Annotated in this window: 17 protein-coding genes; 10 read left to right on the top strand and 7 right to left on the bottom strand. The window is 66.7% G+C overall.

The features are described 5' to 3' along the window. Positions 1-100: 100 nt before the first annotated feature. Entirely contained in the window at positions 101-475 is a 375-nt protein-coding gene (locus tag H681_RS10205) for a hypothetical protein (RefSeq protein ID WP_015476773.1), read from the top strand. Positions 476-499: 24 nt separating this feature from the next. On the opposite strand, the gene H681_RS10200 is transcribed toward H681_RS10205, so the two are convergent. Both H681_RS10200 and H681_RS10195 read right to left on the bottom strand, forming a co-directional pair. Further along, complete coding sequence (locus H681_RS10200; protein ID WP_015476772.1) at positions 500-1,108, bottom strand: flavin reductase family protein; 609 nt, start codon at positions 1,106-1,108, stop codon at positions 500-502. Between the two features lie 85 nt (positions 1,109-1,193). Beyond that, entirely contained in the window at positions 1,194-1,472 is a 279-nt protein-coding gene (locus tag H681_RS10195) for a hypothetical protein (protein ID WP_015476771.1), read from the bottom strand. Between the two features lie 102 nt (positions 1,473-1,574). Here H681_RS10195 and H681_RS10190 point away from each other — a divergent pair, with 102 nt between their 5' ends. Further along, positions 1,575-1,922 (top strand): GFA family protein, encoded by a 348-nt coding sequence (locus tag H681_RS10190; protein ID WP_015476770.1) that lies wholly within the window; start codon positions 1,575-1,577, stop codon positions 1,920-1,922. A gap of 235 nt (positions 1,923-2,157) precedes the next feature. On the opposite strand, the gene H681_RS10185 is transcribed toward H681_RS10190, so the two are convergent. Then, a complete protein-coding gene (locus H681_RS10185; protein WP_015476769.1) occupies positions 2,158-3,177 on the bottom strand; it encodes a zinc-dependent alcohol dehydrogenase family protein in 1,020 nt (339 codons plus the stop codon). 314 nt (positions 3,178-3,491) lie between these two features. On the opposite strand from H681_RS10185, the gene H681_RS10180 reads away from it, so the two are divergent. From H681_RS10180 to H681_RS26695, 6 genes are all read left to right on the top strand, one after another. Further along, on the top strand, positions 3,492-4,406 hold the full coding sequence (locus tag H681_RS10180; protein ID WP_015476768.1) for a LysR family transcriptional regulator: 915 nt from the start codon (positions 3,492-3,494) through the stop codon (positions 4,404-4,406). Positions 4,407-4,691: 285 nt separating this feature from the next. Beyond that, positions 4,692-5,927, top strand: a complete 1,236-nt coding sequence (gene mexE / locus H681_RS10175; RefSeq protein WP_015476767.1) for a multidrug efflux RND transporter periplasmic adaptor subunit MexE — start codon at positions 4,692-4,694, stop codon at positions 5,925-5,927. 171 nt (positions 5,928-6,098) lie between these two features. Next, on the top strand, positions 6,099-9,302 hold the full coding sequence (locus H681_RS10170; RefSeq protein WP_015476766.1) for an efflux RND transporter permease subunit: 3,204 nt from the start codon (positions 6,099-6,101) through the stop codon (positions 9,300-9,302). Continuing rightward, entirely contained in the window at positions 9,299-10,714 is a 1,416-nt protein-coding gene (locus H681_RS10165; protein ID WP_015476765.1) for an efflux transporter outer membrane subunit, read from the top strand. Before H681_RS10170 ends, H681_RS10165 begins: the two co-directional genes overlap by 4 nt. 232 nt (positions 10,715-10,946) lie before the next feature. Beyond that, on the top strand, positions 10,947-11,156 hold the full coding sequence (locus tag H681_RS10160; RefSeq protein ID WP_015476764.1) for a hypothetical protein: 210 nt from the start codon (positions 10,947-10,949) through the stop codon (positions 11,154-11,156). 128 nt (positions 11,157-11,284) lie between these two features. Next, entirely contained in the window at positions 11,285-11,452 is a 168-nt protein-coding gene (locus tag H681_RS26695) for a hypothetical protein (protein WP_015476763.1), read from the top strand. 220 nt (positions 11,453-11,672) lie between these two features. Here the strand turns inward: H681_RS26695 and H681_RS10155 are convergent, their stop codons facing one another. The 3 genes from H681_RS10155 to H681_RS10145 are packed head-to-tail and all read right to left on the bottom strand — an operon-like array spanning position 11,673 to position 13,999. Continuing rightward, positions 11,673-12,878: a CynX/NimT family MFS transporter gene (locus H681_RS10155; protein ID WP_015476762.1), complete on the bottom strand. Its 1,206-nt coding sequence runs from the start codon at positions 12,876-12,878 to the stop codon at positions 11,673-11,675. Further along, a complete protein-coding gene (locus H681_RS10150; protein WP_015476761.1) occupies positions 12,875-13,330 on the bottom strand; it encodes a nucleoside deaminase in 456 nt (151 codons plus the stop codon). The genes H681_RS10155 and H681_RS10150 overlap by 4 nt, the downstream gene beginning before the upstream one ends. 30 nt (positions 13,331-13,360) lie before the next feature. Further along, positions 13,361-13,999 carry an ankyrin repeat domain-containing protein gene (locus H681_RS10145; RefSeq protein ID WP_015476760.1) on the bottom strand — a complete coding sequence of 213 codons (639 nt, stop codon included), beginning with the start codon at positions 13,997-13,999 and terminating at the stop codon, positions 13,361-13,363. A gap of 178 nt (positions 14,000-14,177) precedes the next feature. Here H681_RS10145 and H681_RS10140 point away from each other — a divergent pair, with 178 nt between their 5' ends. Further along, positions 14,178-15,044, top strand: coding sequence for a LysR family transcriptional regulator (locus tag H681_RS10140; RefSeq protein WP_015476759.1), 867 nt, complete (start codon positions 14,178-14,180; stop codon positions 15,042-15,044). Here the strand turns inward: H681_RS10140 and H681_RS10135 are convergent. Beyond that, positions 15,028-17,091: a putative bifunctional diguanylate cyclase/phosphodiesterase gene (locus H681_RS10135; RefSeq protein WP_015476758.1), complete on the bottom strand. Its 2,064-nt coding sequence runs from the start codon at positions 17,089-17,091 to the stop codon at positions 15,028-15,030. The genes H681_RS10140 and H681_RS10135 overlap by 17 nt on opposite strands. Positions 17,092-17,366: 275 nt before the next feature. Between H681_RS10135 and H681_RS10130 the strand changes: the two genes are divergently transcribed. After that, positions 17,367-18,455, top strand: coding sequence for an FUSC family protein (locus H681_RS10130; protein WP_015476757.1), 1,089 nt, complete (start codon positions 17,367-17,369; stop codon positions 18,453-18,455). Position 18,456 lies beyond the last annotated feature (1 nt).

Below are 18,456 nucleotides of genomic sequence, written 5' to 3'. Positions count from 1 at the left end.
GAAAGGACATTTCAGACCCAAGCTGCAGCCGATGCCTGCAGCGCCGCTGCAGGGCTGCAAGGCAAATTCCGACACCTCGTGTCTACGTCGAGACATACGAATGAATGCCTGCTATCGCCTGGTCCTGCTGCGTCCGATCGCCGGATTCGCACCCGGCCTGCGGCTGCCGGAGCTGTACCGCGAACAGCAGCGGATCGATTCGCTGTTGAGCGCACGAAGGCTGCCGCCGATCTCACACTTCCTTTGCCCTTTCGGCTGCGACGAGGTCAAGGGCGATCAGCTTGGCTGCTGGTTCGACGCCGACAGCGGCCGGCGCCTGGTGCAGAGCATCCTCGATCTGCTCCAGGGCCGGACGCTGGAGTGCGACAATCGCCCCGCCCTGCTCCAGGAGCTGTTCGCTCTGCGCGAGCGGCTGGACGCGGCGAGGTTCAACGGCAATCTCTGGCAGCTCAACCTGGAACTGGCGTTCGCCTGACGGCACGGCGCCAGGCGCTTGGCTTTACTTGGGGCGAAGCATGCTGAAGGTGTCGCGGGTATAGCTGTATTGGGTACCGCCCAGGCGCCCCACCAGGTCCAGCTTCGCCGGATCGACATGGCGCTGGTCGCGCATCACGCCGTCGTCGACATGCGCCAGCAGCACGCGAGCGAAGATCAGGTAGGCGCTGGGCTTGTCCGCCGGATAGGGGACGATCTCGGCCAGCTGGCATTCGAAGGCCACCGGCGCACCAGCCACGCGTGCCGGCGCCACGCGCTCGCTGGGCAGCGTGGCGATGCCGGCATGCTCGATCTCGCTGACACCGTGGGGCAGCCAGGCGGCGGTGGCGTTCATCGCCTCGGCCTGGGCGGCGCCGACCAGGTGGATCACCAATTCGCCGGTTTCGCGCACGTTGCGCAGGGTGTCCTTCACGCTGCCGTCGTCGCGCACGCTGGTGTTGACCATCAGGGTCGGCGGTTCGTCGCTGATGACCTGGAAGAAGCTGAACGGCGCGAGGTTGCTCTTGCCCTCGGCGGACAGCGTGGAAACCCAGGCGATCGGGCGCGGGGTGACGGTGGAGGCCAGCCAACGGTAGGCGTCGGCGGGCGCGAGGGTGGTGAAATCGAGTTGCATGCAAGGTTCCCCTGACTGCCGGACGGATCGGTGCGTCCGTCCGCCCGGCGATTATGCCCGCGCCAGGGGCTCCCGGCACACGGGCCTAGCGTCCGGCGCGCGACTCCTTGATGTAGTAACGCGCCTTGGTGGCCTTGTCGAGGCACCCGCCATAGGACTCGACCTGCTGCTCGGTCTTGGCGGCGGTGATCAGGGTGAACGCCTTGGAGTAGCTGACGGTCCCGGCAAAACCTTCGGCCTTGGCCAGGTCCAGCTCCTTCCAGGCCGCGTTCAGTTCGCTGGCGCAGCTGTCGCGATTGACCGTGTTGCCCGAGCAGCCGGCCAGCAGCAGGCTGGCGGCGAGTACAGCGTAGAGTGCCTTCATGACGACCTCCTTGGTTGTGCAGGCGCCTTCCAGCTTAGACGGCCCCGGCCGCTCGCGCCGGACTACACTGCCTGTTCGTTCACGCAACGCAGGAGCACGATCATGCTGTATCACGGAAGCTGCCATTGCGGCGGCATCGCCTTCGAGGTGGAAGGCGAGATCGGCGAAGTCATCCAGTGCAACTGTTCGATCTGCAGCCGGCGCGGTTCGCTGCTGTGGTTCGTGCCCCGGGACAAGCTGCGCCTGACCACGCCGGAAAGCGCCATGAGCACCTACACCTTCAACACCCACCGCATCCAGCACCGCTTCTGCCCCACCTGCGGTTGCGCGCCGCTGGCGTACGGCACCACGCCCGACGGCAAGCCGATGGCCGCGATCAACGTGCGCTGCCTGCCGGAGGTGGACGTGGGCGGGCTGAAGGTTCGCGAGTACGACGGCAAGAGTCTGTAGCCGGAAGGGCATGAGGCGCGACCGGTAGGCGCCTATCGCGGAGAAGCTCCTACGAGAGCCGCCGCTGCACCACAGAAGCATCCGGATGGGTATTTTGTAGGGGCGGCTTTCTGATGATTTGTAGCGGCGGCTCTCGTAGGGGCGGACTTTTTTCGCGATCCCGTCCTGTCTCAGGAAAACCGCAGGCACAAAAAAGCCACTCCGAGGAGTGGCTTTCTCAGCTCCGGACGACGGATCACTCCGGCATCTTCATCACCACACGGCCGCCGCCTGGGCAGGTTTCCATGTAGTAGTTGGCGTCGCGGTACTGGGCGAAATCGAACACCCGGTCGATGCTCGGCTTGAGCAACTGGTCGGCAGTCATCTGGTTGATCGCGGCCAGCGCCCGCTGCACGGCTTCGTCGTTGCGGGTCAGGCCGATATCCGGCTGGCCGGTGAAGTCCAGCACGCAGTGACGGTAGAACTGCAGGTGCTTCTTGAACGCCGCGCAAGCCGGGAAGGCCGCGTCGTTGCCGCCATTGATGCCGTAGAGGATCAGCTTGCCGCGCGGCGCGGCCACGTCGCCCAGCAGTTTCATCTGCGGACCGGCGCACTGGTCGAGGGCGATCTCCACGCCCTCACCCTTGGTGAAGCGCTCGACCTCCAGCACCAGGTCCTGCTCCTCGGTGTAGATGATCTTGTCCGCCCCCAGGTCCTTGAGGAACTCGCGGGTTTCATCAGAGCTGGTGGTGGCGATCACCTGGGCGCCAAGCGCCTTGGCCAGTTGCACGGCCTGCGGGGCCAGGCAATGGCCGGCCTCGGTAATCAGCACGCGCTGGCCGGGCTTGATCTGCGCCAGGTCCACCAGCGCGAAGTAGGCATACAGCAGGCCGGTGTAGTGCACGGCGGCCTCGATCGGGCTCAGTACCTCGGGGTAGCGCGTCAGCGACGTGCGCGGCAGCACGACGTGGTCGCCCCAGGCCGGATAGAGGTTCGGCGAGTTCGCCGGGAAACTGGCCACCGGCGTACCGGGCTCGAGGTCTTCCACGCCTTCGCCCACGGCTTCGACGATGCCGGAGAGTTCATAACCGATGCCCGCCGGCAGCTTGGCCTGATCCGGGGCGAGGTTCTGCCGCCAGAGCACGTCGCGCCAACTGACGCCCAGTGCCTGGGTACGGACCAGCACTTCACCCGGCCCCGGTTGCGGGGTCGGCATTTCCTCGATCTTCAGGACCGAGGCGTCACCGAACTGGTGGAAACGGATCATGCGGGACATCACATACCTCGCCTTTGTAGTGCTTCATAGCCACGGACTCTATCCGGGCTTTAGGGGTGACGCCACCGTTCACCATTGATAATTGACATAAACGGCGATGATTCGGCCCGCGCTGCAAGCCTTGTCCGGCGCGGCTGCAAGGCTCTGCGACGGGGCTGCGGGAGGGACCGGGGCGACTCTGTTCCTACAGAGTCTGACCACACCGCCGGGGCGAGATTCTCATTAAAAAAGTAGAAATTGATCAAGGACTTATCTGACAGACTTGACTCAGGACACGCTCGGCCTCACTTTCCCCCCATCGCCAGGGAGTCCCCATGAACCGCAACGACCTTCGCAAGGTTGATCTCAACCTGTTGATCGTTTTCGAGACGCTGATGCACGAACGCAGCGTGACCCGCGCCGCCGAGAAGCTGTTTCTCGGCCAGCCGGCGATCAGTGCGGCCCTGGCCCGCCTGCGCAGCCTGTTCGACGATCCGCTGTTCGTCCGCACCGGACGCAGCATGGAACCCACCGCGCGAGCGCAGGAAATCTTCGGTCACCTCTCTCCGGCGCTGGACTCCATCTCCACCGCGCTGAGCCGAGCCGCCGACTTCGACCCGGCCACCAGCAAGGCGGTGTTCCGCATCGGCCTATCCGATGACGTGGAATTCGGCCTGCTGCCGCCGCTGTTGCGCCGCCTGCGTTCCGAGGCGCCGGGCATCGTGCTGGTGGTGCGTCGCGCCAACTATCTGCTGATGCCGCAACTGCTGGCCTCCGGGGAAATCTCCGTGGGTGTGAGCTACACCGACGAGCTGCCGGCCAACGCCAAGCGCAAGACCCTGCGCCGCAGCACCTGGAAGGTTCTGCGCGCCGACTCGATCCCCGGCGCCCTGACCCTCGACGACTACTGCGAGCGCCCGCACGCGCTGGTGTCCTATGCCGGCGACCTGGACGGTTTCGTCGACCAGACCCTGGCCGAGATGGAGCGCAAGCGCCAGGTGGTGCTGGCGGTACCGCAGTTCGTCGGCCTTGCCCAGTTGCTGGCCGGCACCGACATCATCGCCACGGTGCCCGAATACGTGGCGCAGGCCCTGACCGCCGCCGGCGGCCTGCGCGCCGAGGAACCGCCCTTCCCCACCCGCCTGGCGGAGCTGTCGATGGTCTGGCGCGGCGCCCAGGACCAGGACCCGGCCGAACGCTGGCTGCGCTCGCGCATCACCATGTTCGTCGGCGATCCGGACAGCCTCTGACCTCCACAGCACCTGCCCCCTTGCAGGAGCGAGCCTGCTCGCGAACCCGCATCGCACGGTGCAACCGCTGGAAAGAGCTTCGCGAGCAAGCTCGCTCCTACAAAAAGCGCTTCCGGGAAATCTCCGTGCCCGCTTCTTCTATCTATTCCTGCGCATAGTGCAAAAGCATTTATCACTCCACGTGATAATCAAAATTCACTCGTTCGATTAGTTCCCCGGCGCCACCGAACGCAGACTCCGCCCCATCAGAAGTCCCAAACCAATTAGATCGTCGGAGTCTTTTCCATGGAGCGAAATCTCAACACCTTGCGTATTCCGCTGGCGCTGATCGCCGCGCTGGTGCTCAGCGCTTGCGGCAAGGCCCAGGATGCGGCGCAGAACATGCCCGCTCCCAAGGTCAGCGTGGCGGAAGTCATCGAACAGCCGATCAACGAATGGGACGAGTTCACCGGCCGCCTGGAGGCTCCAGAATCCGTTGAGCTGCGTCCGCGCGTCTCCGGCTACATCGACCGCGTAGCCTTCCGTGAAGGCACGCTGGTGAAGAAAGGCGACCTGCTGTTCCAGATCGACCCGCGCCCGTTCCAGGCCGAAGTGCATCGCCTGGAGGCGCAGTTGCAGCAGGCCCGCGCCAACCAGACCCGCACCGTCAACGAAGCCGCCCGTGGCGAGCGCTTGCGCGCCACCAATGCCATCTCCGCGGAACTGGCCGACGCCCGCAGCGCCGCCGCCACCGAGGCGAAAGCGGTGGTCGCCGCGACCCAGGCGGAACTGGACAACGCCCGCCTGAACCTATCGTTCACCCAGGTCACCGCACCCATCGACGGCCGCGTCTCGCGCGCCGAAGTGACCGCCGGCAACCTGGTGAACAGCGGCCAGACCCTGCTGACCACCCTGGTCTCCACCGACAAGGTCTACGCCTACTTCGACGCCGACGAGCGCGTCTACCTCAAGTACGTCGACCTGGCCCGCAAGGGCGGCCCCGACGCGCGCGGCAGCAGCCCGGTGTACCTGGGCCTGACCGGCGAGGACGGCTTCCCACACCAGGGCAAGCTGGACTTCCTCGACAACCAGGTGAACCCCAGGACCGGCACCATCCGTGGCCGCGCCGTGTTCGACAACGCCGACAACCAGTTCACCCCCGGCCTGTACGCCCGCATCAAGCTGGTCGGCAGCGGCACCTACGCCGCCGCGCTGATCAAGGACGACGCGGTCGGTACCGATCTGGGCAAGAAGTTCGTGCTGGTGCTCGACAAGGACAGCAAGGTGCAATACCGCAGCATCGAGCTGGGCCCGAAGCTGGAAGGTCTGCGCATTGTCCGCAACGGCCTGGCCAAGGGGGACCGCATCGTGGTCAACGGCCTGCAGCGCGTCCGCCCCGGCGCCCAGGTCGATGCCCAGGGCGTCGAGATGGCCAGCCAGTCGACCCTCGCCACCCTCGCCCGGCAACGCCAGGCACTGGCTCAGAGCGAAGTGCCGAAGGTCGCCGAGAAATCCGCCAGGCCAGGCGCTCCGCGCAGCTGACCGCCACCCGCCCGAGCTCATCGAGGATCCCGCCGAGCGCCGCCTGAACCCGCGCCGGTGGATCATCGACGAACTCACCCTGAATCGACGTACCAGGCCCTGTCCCACCAGGGCCTCGGGTGACCTTTGTCCCGGGTTTGGCGAACGATGCGTTCGCGACAGGAACCAGCCATGAACTTTTCGCAATTCTTCATCCAGCGGCCGATCTTCGCCGCCGTGCTCTCGCTGATCATCCTGATCGGCGGGGCCATCTCGCTGTTCCAGCTGCCGATCAGCGAATACCCCGAGGTCGTGCCGCCCACCGTGGTGGTGCGCGCCAACTTCCCCGGCGCCAACCCCAAGGTGATCGGCGAGACCGTCGCCGCGCCGCTGGAACAGGCCATCACCGGCGTCGAGAACATGCTCTACATGTCCTCGCAGTCCACCGCCGACGGCAAGATGACCCTGACCATCACCTTCGCCCTGGGCACCGACCTGGACAATGCGCAGGTACAGGTGCAGAACCGCGTGACCCGCACCGAGCCCAAACTGCCGGAGGAAGTCACCCGCATCGGCATCACCGTCGACAAGGCTTCTCCCGACCTGACGATGGTCGTGCACCTGACCTCGCCGGATAACCGCTACGACATGCTCTACCTGTCCAACTACGCCATCCTCAACATCAAGGACGAGTTGGCGCGCCTGGACGGCGTGGGCGACGTGCAGTTGTTCGGCATGGGCGACTACTCCCTGCGCGTCTGGCTGGACCCGAACAAGGTCGCCTCGCGCAACCTCACCGCCAGCGACGTGGTGCAGGCGATCCGCGAGCAGAACCGCCAGGTCGCCGCCGGTTCCCTCGGCGCGCCGCCCGCGCCCAGCGCCACCAGCTTCCAGCTATCGATCAACACCCAGGGCCGCCTGGTCACCGAGGAAGAGTTCGAGAACATCATCATCCGCAGCGGCCCGGACGGCGAGATCACCCGCCTGAAGGACATTGCCCGCATCGAACTCGGCTCCAACCAGTACGCCCTGCGCTCGCTGCTGAACAACCAGCCGGCCGTGGCCCTGCCGATCTTCCAGCGTCCCGGCTCCAACGCCATCGCCATCTCCAACGAGGTGCGCGAGAAGATGGCCGAGCTGAAGAAGAACTTCCCGCAGGGCGTGGACTACTCCATCGTCTATGACCCGACCATCTTCGTCCGCGGCTCCATCGAAGCGGTGGTGCACACCCTGTTCGAAGCCCTGGTGCTGGTGGTGCTGGTGGTCGTGCTGTTCCTGCAGACCTGGCGCGCCTCGATCATCCCGCTGGCCGCGGTGCCGGTGTCGCTGATCGGCACCTTCGCGGTGATGCACTTCTTCGGTTTCTCGCTCAACGCGCTGTCGCTGTTCGGCCTGGTACTGGCCATCGGCATCGTGGTGGACGACGCCATCGTGGTGGTGGAGAACGTCGAGCGGAACATCGGGCTGGGACTCACGCCCATCGAGGCGACCAAGCGCGCCATGAAGGAAGTGACCGGGCCGATCATCGCCACCGCGCTGGTGCTGTGCGCCGTGTTCATCCCCACCGCGTTCATCTCCGGCCTCACCGGGCAGTTCTACCGGCAGTTCGCGCTGACCATCGCGATTTCCACGGTGATCTCCGCGTTCAACTCGCTGACCCTGTCGCCGGCGCTGTCCGCCGTGCTGCTCAAGGGACACCACGAACCGAAGGACCGTTTCTCGGTGCTGCTCGACAAGCTGCTGGGCAGTTGGCTGTTCCGTCCGTTCAACCGCTTCTTCGACCGCGCCAGCCACGGCTACGTCGGCACCGTCACCCGCGTGCTGCGCGGCAGCTCCATCGCACTGATCCTCTATGCGGGACTGATCGGCCTGACCTACCTGGGCTTCTCCAGCACCCCGACCGGTTTCGTGCCGCAGCAGGACAAGCAGTACCTGGTGGCCTTCGCCCAGTTGCCCGACGCCGCCACGCTGGACCGCACCGAAGACGTCATCAAGCGCATGTCGGAAATCGCCGGCAAGCATCCGGGCATCGAGAGCACCGTGGCCTTCCCCGGCCTGTCGATCAACGGCTTCACCAACAGCCCCAACAGCGGCATCGTCTTCACCACGCTGAAGGACTTCGGCCAGCGCAAGGGGCCGGGCATGTCCGCCGGTGAAATCGCCGCCGAGCTGAACCAGCAGTTCACCGACATCCAGGACGCCTACATCGCCATCTTCCCGCCGCCGCCGGTACAGGGGCTGGGCACCATCGGCGGCTTCCGCCTGCAAGTGGAAGACCGTGGCAACCTGGGTTACGAGGAGCTCTACAGCCAGACCCAGAACATCCTGGCCAAGGCCCGCGAGCTGCCGGAACTCGACCCGATGTCGCTGTTCACCAGCTATCAGGTGAACGTGCCGCAGGTGGACGCCGCCATCGACCGCGAGAAGGCCAAGACCCACGGGGTTGCGATCAGCGACATCTTCGACACCCTGCAGGTCTACCTGGGCTCGCTGTACACCAACGACTTCAACCGCTTCGGCCGCACCTACCAGGTGAACGTCCAGGCCGACCAGCGCTTCCGCCTGGAACCCGAGCAGATCGGCCAACTGAAGGTGCGCAACAACCTGGGCGAGATGGTTCCGCTGGCCACCTTCATCAAGATCAGCGACACCTCCGGCCCCGACCGGGTGATGCACTACAACGGCTTCATCACCGCCGAGATCAACGGCGCCGCCGCGCCGGGCTACAGTTCCGGCCAGGCGGAGGCGGCGATCGAGCGACTGCTGAAGCAGGAACTGCCCAACGGCATGACCTTCGAGTGGACCGACCTGACCTACCAGCAGATCCTCGCCGGCAACTCCGCGATCTACGTGTTCCCGCTCTGCGTGCTGCTCGCCTTCCTGGTGCTGGCCGCGCTGTACGAGAGCTGGGGCCTGCCGCTGGCGGTGATCCTGATCGTGCCGATGACCCTGCTGTCGGCCATCGCGGGGGTGATCCTGTCCGGTGGCGACAACAACATCTTCACCCAGATCGGCCTGATCGTACTGGTGGGCCTGGCGTGCAAGAACGCGATCCTGATCGTCGAGTTCGCCAAGGACAAACAGGACGAAGGCATGGACCGCATCAGCGCGGTACTGGAAGCCTGCCGCCTGCGTCTGCGGCCGATCCTGATGACCTCCATCGCCTTCATCATGGGCGTGGTGCCGCTGGTGCTGTCGTCCGGCGCCGGCGCCGAAATGCGCCATGCGATGGGCGTCGCGGTGTTCTCCGGGATGCTCGGCGTGACCTTCTTCGGCCTGCTGCTGACCCCGGTCTTCTATGTGCTGATCCGCCGCTTCATGGAGGCCCGTGAAGCGAAGAAACAGGCGCGTGCCGCCCTGAGCCACACGACCCACAACGAGGCCCACCAGGCATGAGCGTCATCAACATGAGTGCCGTGAAACTGTTCGTCCCCTCCCTGCTTGCGCTGGCCCTCAGCGCATGCATGGTCGGCCCCGACTACCAGAAACCCGCCACCGAGCCGGCCAAGGTCGCTACCGACGGCACCGCGCAAGGCTATGACCGCACCCGCTTCGAAGACGCCTGGTGGAAGCAGTTCGACGACCCGGTGCTGACCCAGCTGGTCGACCAGGCCCTCAAGGAAAACCGCGAGCTGCGCGTGGCCTATGCCCGCGTGCTGGCGTCGCGGGCGATCCGCGACGACGTCGCCAATGACCGTTTCCCCACGGTCACCAGCCGCGCCGAAGGCCAGGTCGGCAAGGGCCAGGTGCCCGGCCAGACCGAAGACCGGGTCAACCAGGAGCGCTACGACCTGGGCCTGGACATGATCTGGGAAGTCGACCTGTTCGGCCGCGTGCGGCGCCAGCTGGAATCCAGCGACGCGCTGAGCGAAGCGACGATGGCCGACCTGCAGCAGTTGCAGGTCAGCCTGATCGCCGAGCTGGCCGATGCCTATGGGCAACTGCGTGGCGCGCAACTGCGCGAGAGCATCGCCAGGAGCAACCTGGAGAATCAGCGCGAGTCCCGCAACCTGACCATCCAGCTGCGCGACGCCGGTGTCGGCAGCGAGCTGGACGTACAGCGCGCCGAAGCGCGCCTGGCCGCCACTGAAGCCAGCGTGCCGCAACTGCAGGCCGAGGAAGTGCGCCAGCGCAACCGCATCGCCACCCTCCTTGGCCAGCGCCCGGACACGCTCTCCGTGGACCTGTCGCCGAAGAAGCTGCCGGCCATCGCCAAGGCCCTGCCCATCGGCGATCCGGGCGAGCTGCTGCGCCGCCGGCCGGACGTCGCTTCCGCCGAACGCCGCCTGGCGGCCGCCACCGCGGACGTGGGCGTGGCCACCGCCGACCTGTTCCCGAAAGTCAGCCTCGGTGGCTTCCTCGGCTACACCGCCGGGCGTGGCTCGCAGATCGGCTCGTCCGCCGCCAGCGCCTGGGGCGTGGCCCCGAGCATCACCTGGGCGGCCTTCGACCTGGGCAGCGTGCGGGCCCGCCTGCGCGCCGCCAAGGCCGACGCCGACGGCGCCCTGGCGACCTACGAGCAGCAGGTCCTGCTGGCCCTGGAAGAGTCGTCGAACGCCTTCAGCGACTACGGCAAGCGCCAGCAGCGCCTGGTCTCGCTGGTGCGCCAGTCCGAAGCCAGCCGCAACGCAGCGCAACAGGCCGGTCTGCAATACCGCGAGGGCACCGTGGACTTCCTCAACCTGCTGGACGCCGAGCGCGAACAGCTGGCCGCCGAGGACGCCCAGGCCCTGGCGGAAGTGGATGTCTATCGCGGCATCGTCGCCATCTACAAGGCCCTCGGCGGCGGCTGGCAGCCGTCGGCCTGATCGATCCTCCCCCGGTCGAGACGACCTCGACCTTTCCAGCCCCGCGGTCTGCGCTCCTGGCCGTGGGGCTTTTTTATGAGCGTCCCGCGCGGCTCCCACGAACGGAACATGCCGGGGTTCTGAAATCTGTCGGATGCTGATCTATCGATCGGTATTTTCCGATGGCAATGCAAATACGCCGAACAGTCCTTGGACGCAGACTGATAGAAACCGCAACAGGGAAAAGATCACCATGAGCACAGAACGAAGGAATCCCCCCTTCCCCAGCTATTCGGACAGCGAGCTGCGCAAACTCCTCACCGACGTGCAACACGGCACGGCGATTCATCCTCGCCTGAGCGACCTGCTCGTCCACCTGGGGTATCTCGAACAGCGTTCCTGTGGCCTGTACCTGACACTCAAGGCCCACCGGCTGATCCGTCGACCGGAAGATCAGGCATGAGCGACAGCGGCTTGGGCAACCGCGACCAAGCGGCTATCATCCGCCCGCCCGGCTGCCGTGGATCACGCGAATTTGAGGCGCCGCTGGCCTAAACTTCATCTATCGGAACACTGCGACAAGGACATTTCATGGACTCCATCCTCGTCACCCTCGCCATCATCGTTTTCGGCATGTTCATGCTGGGGATCGGCTACACCATCCGCGAACGGGGCACAGGCGTCCTGCTGATGTGGATCGGCGTGTTGAGCATGCTGTCGATCATCACCTACCGGATCTACCTGGCCACCTCGGTGTAGCGAGGAGCTGCCCTGCTCCGAGCTCCTGCTTTTCGTAGGAGCGGGCTTGCTCGCGGACAGGACTGCCCGAGCGCATCGGTGTTGGGCGGTTCGCGAGCAAGGGCTAGGCGCCCCCTCGCTCCTACAGGTGTTCAGCCTGCAGCATGGGTGCAATGGCTGACCTTCGCGGACAAGGTCCGCGAATGGCGCCCGGCGGGCGCCGTGGAAATTACCCGGTCGCTTACTGGCCCATCGCCCGCGCATAGCCCTTGGGCGAGAAGCGCAGCGTTACCCCCAGCATCGCCACCACCGACACCGCCAGCAGTATCCAGGAGGCCTGGAAGCTGCCGGTGCTGTCGCGCAGCGCGCCGGTCACGTAGGGAATGATCCCGGTGACGATGAAGCCGATGCCCTGCACGAAGGCCGCCAGCCGCCCCGCCGCCCCCGGATCGGGCAGATGGTCGAGGGTCAGCGTCAGGCTCAGGGCGAAGCACGAGCCCAGGCCGTAGCCGATCAGCGCCACCCAGAGGCCGGAGAGATGCAGGGGCGATGCGATCAGCCCGGCGAAGCCGGCGAGCTGGACCAGCAGGCACAGGCTCAGCCAGCCGCGCCGATCCTGCGAACCACGGCTCAGCACCGGGATGGTCAGTGCGGCGATCACCTGGAAGATGGTCATCAGGCCGATCAGCCCGCCGCTGGCCTGGGCGCTCCAGCCCAACTGGCGGTAATACACCGGCAACCAGGCCACCATGCTGGTGTAGCCGCCATTGATCACCCCGAAATACAACGCCAGCAACCAGGCGCGACGGCTGCCGAAGTAATGCTGCACCGCCTGCCGCGGCGGCGTGGCCACCGGCGTTTCGCGCGGGCGCGCGACCGCCCACAACAGCAACCCGAGCACCGCCAGCAGCAACCAGGCGCCGAGGCCGTCCTGCCAGCGATGGAAATGCTCCGACACCACCGGCGCCAGCACCGCGGCGCTGCCGCCGCCGGCCATCAGCGAGGCCGAATACAGCCCCATCGCCGACGGCACCTTGTGCGGGAACCAGCGCTTGATCACTCCCGGCACGAACGCCTGGATGATCGCTACGCCGGTACCGGCCAGCACGGCGCTGGCGATCAGGGCGAACCCGCTGTCCAGCAGCAGGCGCCAGAAGCAGGCGGCGCCGATGGCCAGCAGGCCGGCGACCACGCCACGGCTTTCGCCCAGGCGCGGGCCGACCCAAGGCAAGGCCAGGGCGAACAGGCCCATGCACAGTACCGGCAGCACCGTGAGCATCGAGGCGCCCTGGAAGCCCAGGCCGGTGGCGTCGCGAATATCGGTGAGCAAAGGGCCGATGGAGGTGAGGATCGGTCGCAAGTTGATACCCAGCGCGACGATAACCAGGAGACCGATCCAGCCGGTACGGGCCGCATCGTCCGCCGGCATGGCGATGCTGCGGCTCATGCGCGGCGCGCCTGCCAGCGCGCGTAGAGTCCCTCTTCCCCGACCGGCCGCAGGGGTCGTAGCGGCAGCGCCTGCTGCTGCGGCGGCAGGGTCATCTGCTGGTAGACCCCGGCGGTGGACAGGCCGAATGGCTCGCCTTCGTCATTCGAATAGGCGAAGTACGCCGCCTCGACGCCACACAGGTGCATGGCCGCCAGGCACATCGGGCACGGGTGGCCGCTGGCGTAGATCACGCAGCCTTCCAGGCGCGGCGTGCCGAGCACGGCGGACGCGCGGCGGATGGTCAGCAGCTCGGCGTGGCCGGTCGGGTCGTGGTCCAGGTGAATGGAGTTGGCGGCGCGGGCGATCACCTGCCCGTGCTTGACCAGCACGGCGCCGAAGGGACGGCCGCCGGCCTCGATATTGTCGCTGGCCAGTTTGCAGGCCTCGCGCATGAAGTCGTCGTGTTGCATGGCAGTTCTCTTCAAGGATTCGGCATGGACTCAGTGCGCGCCGGCGGCTTCCAGCATCCTGGCGATGGCGGTCTGGTTGCGCTGGTAGGCGTATTGCAGCGGCGTGATGCCGTCGTTGTCGGCCAGATTCAGGTTCGCCCCGGCGTTGATCAGTCGTTGCACGATGGCCTGGTGGCGCGGGCCGCCGTCGCTGAGCAGGATGGCTTCGAGCAGTCCGGTCCAGCCGAGCCTGTTGACGTGGTCCGGATCAACGCCCGCCTTGAGCAGCGTCTCCACTACCTCCACATGGCCGCGCTCGCAGGCCGGGATCAGCGCGGTGCCGCCATAGCGGTTGGTGCTGCGCAGGTCGGCGCCGTTGGCCAGGGTCAGCCTGAGGATTTCCAGGCGTCCCGAGGCGCCGGCCAGCAGGTAGGCGCTGTCGTGGATACGATTCTGCCGATTGACGTCGGCACCGGCGGCGACCAGCAGGCGAGCGACGCCGAGGCGGTCATGGGCGGTGGCCAGGAGCAGCGGCGTGTTGCCCTGGCTGTCGCTAACGTCGACCGGCACGCCACGCTTGAGCAGCGTGGCCACGTCTTCCTCGCGGCCCGCGCTGGCGGCGCCCAGCAGGGCCTCCGCTGCCGCGCGGCTGTGCACGTCTTCGGTCTGGATGGTGGTTGGCATGTCCATTGGCGCTCCCCCTTGTCGGCTGTCGTGCCCAGAGGCTGCTGGGATGCTCGCCGTGCGGAATACAGCCACCGGCAGGCACGACGAAGCGGCAACAGCCCCGAAAAGAATGTCGACAGTATGACGAAGGGAGGTTCTATGTTGAAATTAAATAGAATCATGACTTTCAGTGGGAAAAAGAATGCTAGATCCCAATCTGCTGCGCAGCTTCGTGATGGTGGTGGATGCCGGCAACTTCACCCGTGCCGCCGAACTGCTGCACCTGACTCAATCCACCGTCAGCCAGCAGATCCTGCGGCTGGAACAGAGCCTGGACTGCCGCCTGCTGGACCGCAGCCAGCGCCAGGTGCTGCCCACCGAACAGGGTGAGCGCCTGCTCGGCTACGCCCGGCGCATCCTCCAGCTGGGCGGCGAGGCGCGCGAGGCGCTGAGCAGCGAGCACAGCGAAGGCGTGTTGCGCCTGGGGATGCCCGAGGACTTCGCCGGCGAGCGCATGATGCCGCTGCTGGCGGCCTTCAGCGCGGAGCGTCCGCGCCTGCGCCTGGAAGTCTCCAGCGGCCTCAGCCAGGAGTTGCTGCGCCAGTACCGCAGCGGCGAGCTGGACCTGGCGCTGGTCAAGCAATGGGGCGCCGACAGCGACTGCCTGGCGCATTGGCCGGAGCCGCTGGCCTGGCTGGACAGCGCCGACAACCCCGCCGCCGCCCGCGATCCCCTGCCGCTGGTGGTATTCCCGCTCGGCGCGCTGTACCGCCAGGAGATGATCCACGCCCTGGAAGCCAGCGGGCGGCGCTGGCGCATCAGCTACAGCAGCGGCAGCCTGGCCAGCCTGTCGGCGGCGGTGGCGGCCGGGATGGGCGTCAGCCTGTTGCCGTTGCGCGGCCGTCACGCCGGACACCGGCGGCTCGATGCCATACAGGGCTTCGCGCCGATCGACGGGCTGGAACTGGCGCTCTACGCCCGCCCCGAACTGGGCAGCGCGGGGCGCAGCCTGTACGAGCAACTGCGCAGCCTGTGCGCACAGCTCGCCGAGGTCACGCCAGCGCGCTGAGGTGGTCGAGGAACTGTTCGGCGGGCGCCGGCTTGCCGAGCAGGAAGCCCTGCAGCGAATCGCACCCCAGGCGGGTGAGGAAGTCCTGCTGGCGCGGCGTTTCCACCCCCTCGGCGACGATCCGCAACTCCAGCGCCTGGCCCAGCGCGACGATGGCCGAGACGATCGCCGCATCGTCGCTGTCGTGCTCCAGGTCGCGGACGAAGCCGCCGTCGATCTTCAGCTCGTTGGCCGGCAGGCGCTTGAGGTACAGCAGGCTGGAATAGCCGGTGCCGAAATCATCGATGGACAGGTCCACGCCCATGTCCGCCAGGCGGCCGAGGATTGCCAGGCTCGCATCGGCGTCGCGCATCGCCGTGGTCTCGGTGATTTCCAGGGTTAGGCAGTTGGCTGGCAACTGATAGCGGCCCAGGGCGCCGGCCACCGCATCCACCAGCTCGGCGTGGCAGAACTGCAACGCCGAGAGGTTCACCGCCACGCGCCAGTCGCGGTAACCCTGGGCATACCACAGGCTCATCTGCCGGCAGGCTTCGTCCAGCACCCAGTCGCCGATGGGGATGATCAGCCCGGTGCGCTCGGCCAGGGCGATGAAGGTATCGGGCATCAGCAGGCCGCGCTGCGGATGCTGCCAGCGCAGCAGCGCTTCGGCGCCAACGGGTTCGCCGCTGGCGGCGAACTTGGGCTGGTAATGCAGGACGAACTCGCCCCGCGCCAGCGCCGTGCGCAGGTCGTGGAGCAGTTGCAGGTGGTTGCGGGCATTGGTGTTCATCGACTGCTCGAAGAAGCTGTAGCCGTTCTTGCCATTGCCCTTGGCGTGGTACATCGCGGCGTCGGCATTGCGCAGCAGTTCCTGCTGGCTGGCGCCATCGCCGGGATAGAGCGCAATGCCGATGCTGGCGGCGATGCGCAGCTCCTGGCCGGCCACCTGGAACGGCTGCGCCAGCAGGTTGATCTGCTGGCTGGCGATGCTCACCGCGTCTTCCGGTTCGACCAGTTCCACCAGCAGGACGAATTCATCGCCGCCGATGCGCGCCACCGTGTCTTCGCTGCGCAGGTTATCGCACAGACGGCGGGCGACGTCCTTGAGCAGCAGGTCGCCGACGTGATGGCCGAAGGCATCGTTGACCGGTTTGAAACCATCCAGATCGAGGAACATCAGCGCAAAATGCCCACCGCCGCGCTGCACCTTGCCGACCAACTGCTCGATGCGATCCTCCAGCAGCACGCGGTTGGGCAGACGCGTCAGGTTGTCGTGCAGGGCCAGTTGGGTCAGCTCCTGGTTGGCCTGCGCCAGCGACGAGCTGAGCAGCGCGGTACGCGATTCCAGCCGCGCATCGAGCACCGAGGTCAGCAGGGCGATGCCGATCACCGCGAGGGTGACGACGATGACCAGCACCGCCATCCAGTCATTGCCCAGTCCGCTGGGCGCCGCGCCGCAGAAACTGCCGTCGGGGAAGCGCGCCGCGGCCATGCCGGTGTAGTGCATGCCGACGATCGCAACCCCCATCACCAGCGCGGCGCCGGCTCGCACCAGGCGCACGTAGGGTGTGTTGCGGCGCAGACGGAAGGCGATGTACAGCGCCGCCCCCGAGGCGAGCACAGCGATCAGCAGCGACAGGCCGAACAACAGCGGGTCGTAGTCGATGCCCGGCTGCATGAGCATCGCGTACATCCCCAGGTAGTGCATGCAACTGATGCCGGCGCCCATCGCCAGGGCGCCGAGCACCAGTTGCCACGGCGGCAGGCGCTCCTGGCTGACCAGCGCCAGGGCGAACCCCGAGCTGAGCACGGCGATGGCCAGCGACAGCAGCGTGAGGGTCAGGTCATAGCCCAGCGCGATGGGCAGGCTGAAGGCGAGCATGCCGATGAAGTGCATCGACCAGACGCCGATCCCCATCGCCACCCCGCCGCCGCCGATCCACAACAGCGTCGGCCAGCCCCTGGCGGTGGCGATCCGGCCGGCGAGGTCGAGGGCGGTGTAGGACGCCAGGATCGCCACGCAGAGCGATATCAGGACCAGGGAAGGATCGTAACTGCCAGTCAGCATGGGGACTCTCTAGGCACGCACGACGAGGCGCGCAAAAGGTCCGGATTCTAGCGAAAAGCCTGGTGGCAAAACACTGGCAACGACTTCTGTTCGTCGCCATCCGCGCCACGCCGTTCCACCCTGAACAAGGACGTGCTGCGGCACTAGCGGTTCGGCCAACGCGACTACGGCTTCGTCGGCCACGAATAGTGCGGGCATTGACCAGCCATCCCCCGATACCGCCGGGACCGGCTAACCTTGCTGCATCGCCACCGCCCGCACAGGAGCCGCTTCCCTTGGCGAAGCAACCCTCAAGCCTCAGCCTGCCCTTCCGTCGCCTGGCCAACCCCTACACCCGCTACCGCTACGCCGCCTGGATCCACTGCATCCGGGTCGGCCTGGCGCTGCTGGCCTCGATGCTGCTGACCAGCGCACTGAAGCTGCCCCACGGCCTCTGGGCCTCGGTGACGGTGCTGGTGGTAATGGGCGGGCTGGTGCACCAGGGCACCATTCGCGGCAAGTCCTACGAACGGGTGGTCGGCACCCTGGTCGGCGCGGCGCTGGGCCTGTGCGTGATCGCCGTCTACGACCAGACCCGCTCCCAGCTCCTGGCCTACCTGCTGATGTCGGTGCTGGGCGCCGCCTCGGCGTTCTTCGCCATCCGCCGCCCCGGCTACGTCGCGCTGCTCGCGGGAATCACCCTGTGCATCGTCGCGGGGCCGGGGGAAACCGGCTTCACCGAAGGGCTGTGGCGCTCGGCCAACGTCCTGATCGGGGTCGCCGTGTCCCTGCTGTTCTCGCAGATCTACCCGCTGCGGGCGGTCTACGTCTGGCGCTACCTGCTCTCGGACAACCTGCGGGCCTGCGCGCACCTGTATGGGCAGTTGTCGTCCAACCACGACTTCACCCCGGAGCATTTCGCCCGCCAACTGGAGGAACTGGACCACCGCCTGGTGGCCTCGCGCGCCCACCTGGGACCGGTGGCGCGGGAGACCGGGATGCCGATGCGCGACCTGGAAATCATCCAGCGCATCCACCGCGCGGTGATGGGCACCCTCGAATCGCTGATCGCCTCGCGCCAGTTCGCCGCCCAGGCCGGCGAGATCGAACCGGTGCCGCCGAGCCTGGATCATCACCGGCAACTGATCGGCCGCCTGCTGCTGCAATCGGCTCACGCCCTGAAATTCAGCCGCACCAGCAAACTGGTGCAGGCCTGCCAGGGCCTGGAGAACCTGCCCGCGCGCCCGCTCAACCTCACCGACTCCTTCGAGAAGCAAGGCTTCTACTGGCTGACGCTGCGCCTGTACGAACAGGTGGAAATACTCTCGGAGAAACTCGCCGCCACGGCGGTGCACTGGAACATCCAGAGCCGCGACCGCATCTGAG

This window comes from Pseudomonas sp. ATCC 13867 (assembly GCF_000349845.1).
GTDB lineage: Bacteria > Pseudomonadota > Gammaproteobacteria > Pseudomonadales > Pseudomonadaceae > Pseudomonas.
The sequence above is the reverse complement of the archived record's forward strand: the minus strand, read 5'-3'. Positions and strand labels throughout refer to the sequence as shown.

Bases quoted from the DNA above. Each gene is read 5' to 3' on its own strand.
- H681_RS10205 (WP_015476773.1), top strand. From the start codon at position 101: ATGAATGCCTGCTATCGCCTGGTCCTGCTGCGTCCGATCGCCGGATTC.
- H681_RS10190 (WP_015476770.1), top strand. From the start codon at position 1,575: ATGCTGTATCACGGAAGCTGCCATTGCGGCGGCATCGCCTTCGAGGTG.
- H681_RS10145 (WP_015476760.1), bottom strand. From the start codon at position 13,999: ATGGACATGCCAACCACCATCCAGACCGAAGACGTGCACAGCCGCGCG.
- H681_RS10180 (WP_015476768.1), top strand. From the start codon at position 3,492: ATGAACCGCAACGACCTTCGCAAGGTTGATCTCAACCTGTTGATCGTT.
- H681_RS10155 (WP_015476762.1), bottom strand. From the start codon at position 12,878: ATGAGCCGCAGCATCGCCATGCCGGCGGACGATGCGGCCCGTACCGGC.
- H681_RS10185 (WP_015476769.1), bottom strand. From the start codon at position 3,177: ATGTCCCGCATGATCCGTTTCCACCAGTTCGGTGACGCCTCGGTCCTG.
- H681_RS10170 (WP_015476766.1), top strand. From the start codon at position 6,099: ATGAACTTTTCGCAATTCTTCATCCAGCGGCCGATCTTCGCCGCCGTG.
- H681_RS10135 (WP_015476758.1), bottom strand. From the start codon at position 17,091: ATGCTGACTGGCAGTTACGATCCTTCCCTGGTCCTGATATCGCTCTGC.
- H681_RS10150 (WP_015476761.1), bottom strand. From the start codon at position 13,330: ATGCAACACGACGACTTCATGCGCGAGGCCTGCAAACTGGCCAGCGAC.
- H681_RS26695 (WP_015476763.1), top strand. From the start codon at position 11,285: ATGGACTCCATCCTCGTCACCCTCGCCATCATCGTTTTCGGCATGTTC.
- H681_RS10160 (WP_015476764.1), top strand. From the start codon at position 10,947: ATGAGCACAGAACGAAGGAATCCCCCCTTCCCCAGCTATTCGGACAGC.
- H681_RS10140 (WP_015476759.1), top strand. From the start codon at position 14,178: ATGCTAGATCCCAATCTGCTGCGCAGCTTCGTGATGGTGGTGGATGCC.
- H681_RS10165 (WP_015476765.1), top strand. From the start codon at position 9,299: ATGAGCGTCATCAACATGAGTGCCGTGAAACTGTTCGTCCCCTCCCTG.
- H681_RS10200 (WP_015476772.1), bottom strand. From the start codon at position 1,108: ATGCAACTCGATTTCACCACCCTCGCGCCCGCCGACGCCTACCGTTGG.
- H681_RS10195 (WP_015476771.1), bottom strand. From the start codon at position 1,472: ATGAAGGCACTCTACGCTGTACTCGCCGCCAGCCTGCTGCTGGCCGGC.
- mexE (WP_015476767.1), top strand. From the start codon at position 4,692: ATGGAGCGAAATCTCAACACCTTGCGTATTCCGCTGGCGCTGATCGCC.